The organism is Streptomyces sp. NPDC006193 (assembly GCF_040613915.1).
Lineage (GTDB): Bacteria > Actinomycetota > Actinomycetes > Streptomycetales > Streptomycetaceae > Streptomyces.
Genome location: NZ_JBEXTB010000058.1, coordinates 1 through 5721 on the forward strand (window position 1 = coordinate 1; position 5721 = coordinate 5721).

The window sequence follows — 5721 nt, forward strand, 5'->3', positions numbered from 1 at the left end:
GTGTCGAGGACGAGCTTGGCGGAGGCCATGTTGAGCCCGCACCACCCTGCCGGGCCGCGCGGCCCGGCAGGACTCCCCGTGCGAGCGATCGGCCGGACTACACGCCCAGGACGATCGAGTTGATCGGCGTCATGTTCTTGTCGATGTAGGTGTTCGGGTACAGGTACCCCTCGCAGCCCGTGCCGTTGTACCCGGTGCACGTGCGCACCCACGCGTTGCCGGTCTGGTTGTTGAAGATGCGGTACGTCCCGATGACGTTGTTCAGGTTGTAGGTGCCGTACCGGTAGTAGGTGAGGGTCGGGCGGTCACCGTTCCAGCCGGCGCCCGGGTACAGGCACACGTACCCGGTGCTGCACCCGTGCACCGTGGCCTGCGGCGCCGCCTGCGCCTGGGTGGCGCCCACCGCCGTCAGCGTGCCGACGGCGACCGCCAGTGCCGCCGCGGTCCGCATCGCCTTCAGATTGCGCATCGTTTCCCCCTTGGTCGTGGGTTGTGCCGTGCTGACGCCCCAAGACTCGCCCCGCCCGCACACCGGGGTCGACGGGTTTCCCGTTGCCCGCCGGGCGAGCGGACGGGAAACACGGCGCGACCAGAGCAAACATGCGGCGGTGGTCGACGCGGGCGCGACGGGACCGCGGCCGGCCCGCCCTCGGGGACGTCCGCGCGGCCCGCCGTCGCACCGCCGCACCGCCGCCCCGGCGTCACGCAACGCGCACCGCATGCCCGTGTGAGCCCTGTACGCGCCCCCGCCCCTGCGGCAAGACTGCGCTGGCGGCGGGCGGTCGACGGGTGCCGGCCGTCCATGGTCCCAGTCCAGGAAGGCAGGTCGGCGCCGTGCTGTTGCGTCTGCCCACGTCCGTGACGGAAGCCCGGGAGTGCCTGGCCGAGGGAGCCGTGCCGGTGGGCGGGGCGACGCTCGTGTGGGCCACGTGGCAGCGGGACGGGTTCCCCGAACGCGCGGTGTCGCTGCGCGGGGTGCCCGAAGCCACCGCCATCGGCCCCGAGACCGTCGGCGGCGCCGTCGTGCTGCACCGGATCGACGCACGCGTGCCCGACGTCCTGCGGCTGGCCGCCGCCACGATCGGCACCGGGGCCGTACGGCGCGCGGCGACGGTCGGCGGCAACCTCGTCGGCAGCACGCTGCGCTGCCTGCTCCCCGCCGCCCTCGTCCTGGACGCCCGCGCGACGGTCCTGGAGTCCGACGGCCCCCGCGAGGCCGACCTCGCCGAGCTGACCGCCAAGCGTCCCGTGCTGCTCAGCCTGCACTGGCGCACACCGGTCGCCTCCGCCTACCGCAAGCTGCCCGGCGACCCCGGCGGACCGCCGCCGCTCGTCGTCGCCTCGGCCCTGCACGCCCGGCCCGGCGGCGGCCACCGCCTGCTGGTCGCCGTACGGGACGGCTACGACGTCCTCGCCGGGGCCGCCGACTGCGCCACCGACGACGAGGAGGCCCTCGGCGCCCTGCACGGCACGGAGCTCGACGCCCTGCCGGCCGCCGCCTGGGACGTCGTCCGCCCGCAGGTCGCCCACCTGCTGAACGGCCGGGCCGCGGACTGACCGCCGTGGGCGGGCCGCGCCCGGCCGGCCTCGACGAGCGCACCGGTGTGCTCCTGCCGCTGTCCGCCCACCGCTCACCGGCATCGGGTTCGGCCTCGCCGACGCGCCTGTCCGGCACCGCGGTCAGCGGGCCCGGCCGGCTCGCCGGGCCGGCCGCGGCATGCCATCGTGGCGGGTATGGCGACAGCACCGGACGTGGCCGTGCTGGTCGGGCTGCAGGCCTCGGGCAAGTCCACTTTCTGCGCACGGTGCCTGTCCGACCGGTACCAGCTGGTCGGCAAGGACCTGTTCCCGCGCCGGGCCAGGAACAAGCAGGCCCGGCAGATGCGGCTGATCGAGGAGCACCTGGCGGCCGGCCGGGACGTGGCCGTGGACAACACCAACCCGTCGCCCGGGGAATGGGCCCCGCTGGTGGAGCTGGCCCACGCCCACGGCGCGACGGCGACGGCCTACTGGTTCCCCCCGGACCCGACCGGCTCCCTGCGGCGCAACGCCGCCCGCCGGGGCCGCGACCGGGTGCCGGACGTCGGCGTCCTGGACACGCTGGAACGGCTGCGCCGGCCTTCCCCGGCGGACGGCTTCGACGCGGTGCACGAGGTGCGGTTCGACGGCCGGGGCGGTTTCGCGGTCCGGATCCGGGCGACCGGGCGGCGGCCCGGCCCCCGCCGCGGATGACGCGTGCCGCCCCGGTCCTGCGCCGCGAGCACCACGGCGCCGCGGACGCGACCCCGAGGCGGACTACCGCTTCAGCGCCCGGCGGTATACCCCTTGGGACGTCGGCCTCGCCCGAGGCCGTTCCCCCCGCGGAAGGAGTCCGGCCGTGGACGAGTGGTACGTGGACGGCCGCTGCATCAACTGCGACGTGGCCCGGCAACTGGCCCCCGAACTGATCGGCGAGGCCGACGGCAAGTCGTACATCCGGCGGCAGCCCCGCGACGAGGCCGAGGAACGGAGCATGCACGCCGCGGTGCTCGCCTGCCCCACCCGCTCCATCAGGCCGCTGTCCGAGCATGCGGGCCGGCCGCTGGACCCCTTCCCGCTGGCCCTGGACGACAGGGTGCTGCTCTGCGGGCACAACTCGCAGCGCACCGCCGGCGCCAACGCCTACCTGCTGCTGCGGCCGTCCGGGACGTGCATGATGATCGACACACCGCGCTGGAGCCGTGCGCTGGCCGACCGGTACACGCGGTCGGGCCCCGTCACCGACGTCCTGCTCACCCACCGCGACCACGCCGCGCACGGCCGCCGCTACGCCGACCGCTTCGGCGCCCGCCTGTGGATCCACGAGGGCGACCTGGACGCCGCGCCGGACGCGGACCGGGTGATCCGCGGACTCGACCCCGTGGAGATCGGAGAAGGCGTCGTCGCCCACCCCCTGCCCGGACACACCCGGGGCAGTGTCCTGTACCTGGCCGACGACCGGTACTGCTTCAGCGGCGACAGCTTCTACTGGTCGCGCACGGCCGGTGATCTGGCGGTCGTGGACAGCGTGACCTGGTACTCCATCGAGGTACTGGCCGACTCGCTGGCCCGTACCGCGGGGCGGCTGCGGTTCGAGTGGGTGCTGCCGGGCCACGGCGACCGGCGCCGGCTGCCGGCCGACGAGATGTCCCGGCGGCTGCTCGGCCTCGCCGAACGCACCCGGCTGCTGCGCCCCCGGCCGATCGACTTCGCCGGTGTGCGGTGGTGACGCAACGGCACGGGGGAACGCGACCGGCAGGACGCGAACGGGCCGCCCCCCCCGCCCGCGGCACGGCGTCCTGACCCGCCGAGGCGCCCCGGGCCCCTGCCTCCTCCCTGTGCACCGCTCGGTCAGGACAGCGAGCGGCACAGCAGGGCCGCGGGGCCGGGACGGCTGCCCACCCGGGTGGTGAAGGCGATCCCGGCGGCGTACTCGTCCGCCCCGCACTGTCCCTTGCGGCTGCCGTACGCGAAGTCGCCGCCGGCCGCGTCGGCGGGCCGGTCGTCGGACCGGTCGAACCATACGGTCCGCCCTGCGTCCGGCAGGGCGGCGCGGGCCGGGACGCACAGCGCCGCGGACACGCGCGCGCCGCGCAGGCTGTAGCCGATGAGGAACGCGTCCGCCGGGCACTGGTACTTGGTGTACCCGGACGCCCAGTCACCGCCGGCCGGCACGTACCGCTCGTCGGTGACGACCGTCCGGGCCGGCCCGGCGGCGCGCAGGTCGCCCGCTCCGGCGTCGGTGCACAGACCGCGCCCGCCGGTGTGGCTCAGCCCGGCGAGCCGCGCACCGTCGGGGCAGGCGGCCTTGTACGCGCCCGGATCCCAGTCGCCCGTGGCGCGCACCCGCAGGGACGCCACAGCGTCGCCGTGATCGGTGCTGAGCATGCGCCAGACCGGAACCGCGGGCACCGGCCCGGTCAGGTCCGGCGCGGTCATCAGGTGCTGCCACGCCGTCGCACGCCAGTCGCCGCCGTCGAGGATGCCGGACCGGTTCCCCCCGCCGTCGTACCGCAGCAGCGCCCAGTCGTCGTGGCCCGCGAAGCCGACCAGCGGCCAGAACGCGAAGTCGGCGTCGTGCTCGGCGAAGTAGTCGGTGACGTTCCCGAACCAGGCACGGGCGGCCGCGCCGGTCTCGTCCGAGCCGACGCCGAACTCGCTCACCCACACCGGCGCGGTGTAGTGCCGGCCGGTCTCCTCCACGAAGAACGCCTCCTCGTCGAGGGCCGCGGCCAGCTCGGTCCGGGACAGGTCCTGGTAGCGGGGATCGTGGGTCTCCCCGACGCCGGTGGCACCGCTGTGCCGGGGGCCCGTGTAGCCGTAGAAGTGGGCGGAGTAGACCAGCTTGTGGGCGTCCGTGAGCGTGTGGGAGAGCGTACGGGCGGGGGTCAGCACCGGCCGGCCGTGCGGGAGGCCGTCCACCGGCAGGCCGGTCCAGTTGATGCCCTCGACCACGATGAGCAGGCGCGGGTCGCCCTCGGTGAGGATCCGGTCGGCGGCCAGCCGGGCCGCTTCGTACCAGTCGTGGTCGTCCCCCAGGCCCCAGTTGGGGTCGTCGAGCACGTCGCGCCGCACCTCGTTGTACAGATCGGCGCCGACCACCCGCGGCACGGAGGCGTAGCGGCGCGCCATGAACACCCAGTCGTCCGCCCACTGCCCGGTGGACAGGCTGCTGTTCCACCGCTCGTTGCCGTCGACGCCGCAGCACCACCGGGAGGTGTTGGTGTGGTTGTTGAGGACGACGGCGAACCCGCTGCCGCTGAGCGCGTCCACGACGGCGTCGAAGACCTCCAGCGGTGTCCTGCCGCGGAGCTCCGGGTTGGCGGTCACGGCGACGTCGGGTACAGGGGCCGTGCTGTGGATCATCTCGTTGGAGAACGGCAGGCGGACGGTGTTGATCCCCAGCCGGTGGAAGTCGGCGAGCAACCGCGCCACCGGTGCGCGGTCCAGGCCGAGCGGTATGCCGTGGGAGTCCTGCCCCGCGTGGTGGGTGCCGGGGTCGGCGGCGTCGCCGCTGCCGGTCCACGAACCCTGGGCGCCGTCCCAGTTGGCGCCCTTCAGCCGGAACCGGTCGCCGTGGGCGTCCACGATGTAGCGGCCCCGGGTGGACAGCGGCGCGTCGAAACCGGCGGGGTCCGTCGCCGCGGCGGCGGCCGGGCCGGGAGCGGAACGCTGCGGTGCGGAGGCGACGGCCGCGGCGGTCGGGTCCGCGATGGCTGTGGCACTCGCGGTGGCCGTGGTGGTGGCCGTGCCCGCGAGCAGGAGCGAAGCGGCGGTGGCGGCGAGCCGCGGTACGGCTGAGGGGATCGGCATGAGGGCGGCCTCGTGGGTCCCGGGGCGTGGGGGAGCGGGGCGGCCGGGCGACGGCGCGGCCCGCCTGGCCGGAGTGTCCACCCCCGCACACCGCGCCGGGAAGACCGGGACGGGCCGGATCCGTGGCGTGTGACCGGACAGCCTCCGGCCCGCGCCCTCGTCGGCCGCCGCCGGCCCGGGCCGATCCGTGCGGTGACCGGCGGCGACGACGAGCCCGGTGCGCTCAGGGACGTGACCGGTGCCGGCCGGCCGAGGCCGGCCGGCACCGGAAGGCGCTCACACCGCTGCGGGCGGTGTCAGCAGTACAGGTTGCCGCCGGGGTCGACGCCGAGGATCTGGGCGAACCTGCGGTAGGCGTCGACGCGGCTCTGCACCTGGGCCGGGTTCCTG

5 protein-coding genes are annotated in these 5721 nt (G+C 75.5%); 3 read left to right on the top strand and 2 right to left on the bottom strand.

Translation table 11 applies throughout. The features are described from left to right. Positions 1-97: 97 nt before the first annotated feature. A complete protein-coding gene (locus ABZ261_RS29310) occupies positions 98-469 on the bottom strand; it encodes a peptidase inhibitor family I36 protein (protein ID WP_356864342.1) in 372 nt (123 codons plus the stop codon). Between the two features lie 365 nt (positions 470-834). Between ABZ261_RS29310 and ABZ261_RS29315 the strand changes: the two genes are divergently transcribed. The 3 genes from ABZ261_RS29315 to ABZ261_RS29325 all read left to right on the top strand — a co-directional run bounded on the left by ABZ261_RS29315 (position 835) and on the right by ABZ261_RS29325 (position 3247). Next, complete coding sequence (locus tag ABZ261_RS29315) at positions 835-1557, top strand: FAD binding domain-containing protein (RefSeq protein WP_356864344.1); 723 nt, start codon at positions 835-837, stop codon at positions 1555-1557. A 177-nt stretch (positions 1558-1734) separates the two neighbouring features. Next, positions 1735-2232 carry an AAA family ATPase gene (locus ABZ261_RS29320; RefSeq protein WP_356864346.1) on the top strand — a complete coding sequence of 166 codons (498 nt, stop codon included), beginning with the start codon at positions 1735-1737 and terminating at the stop codon, positions 2230-2232. 145 nt (positions 2233-2377) lie between these two features. Beyond that, positions 2378-3247 (top strand): ferredoxin, encoded by an 870-nt coding sequence (locus ABZ261_RS29325; protein WP_356864348.1) that lies wholly within the window; start codon positions 2378-2380, stop codon positions 3245-3247. Between the two features lie 122 nt (positions 3248-3369). On the opposite strand, the gene ABZ261_RS29330 is transcribed toward ABZ261_RS29325, so the two are convergent. Further along, a complete protein-coding gene (locus ABZ261_RS29330) occupies positions 3370-5331 on the bottom strand; it encodes a cellulase family glycosylhydrolase (RefSeq protein ID WP_356864350.1) in 1962 nt (653 codons plus the stop codon). Positions 5332-5721: the final 390 nt, after the last annotated feature.

Coding starts and splice junctions, on each gene's coding strand:
- ABZ261_RS29310 (WP_356864342.1), bottom strand. CDS start 469: ATGCGCAATCTGAAGGCGATGCGGACCGCGGCGGCACTGGCGGTCGCC.
- ABZ261_RS29320 (WP_356864346.1), top strand. CDS start 1,735: ATGGCGACAGCACCGGACGTGGCCGTGCTGGTCGGGCTGCAGGCCTCG.
- ABZ261_RS29330 (WP_356864350.1), bottom strand. CDS start 5,331: ATGCCGATCCCCTCAGCCGTACCGCGGCTCGCCGCCACCGCCGCTTCG.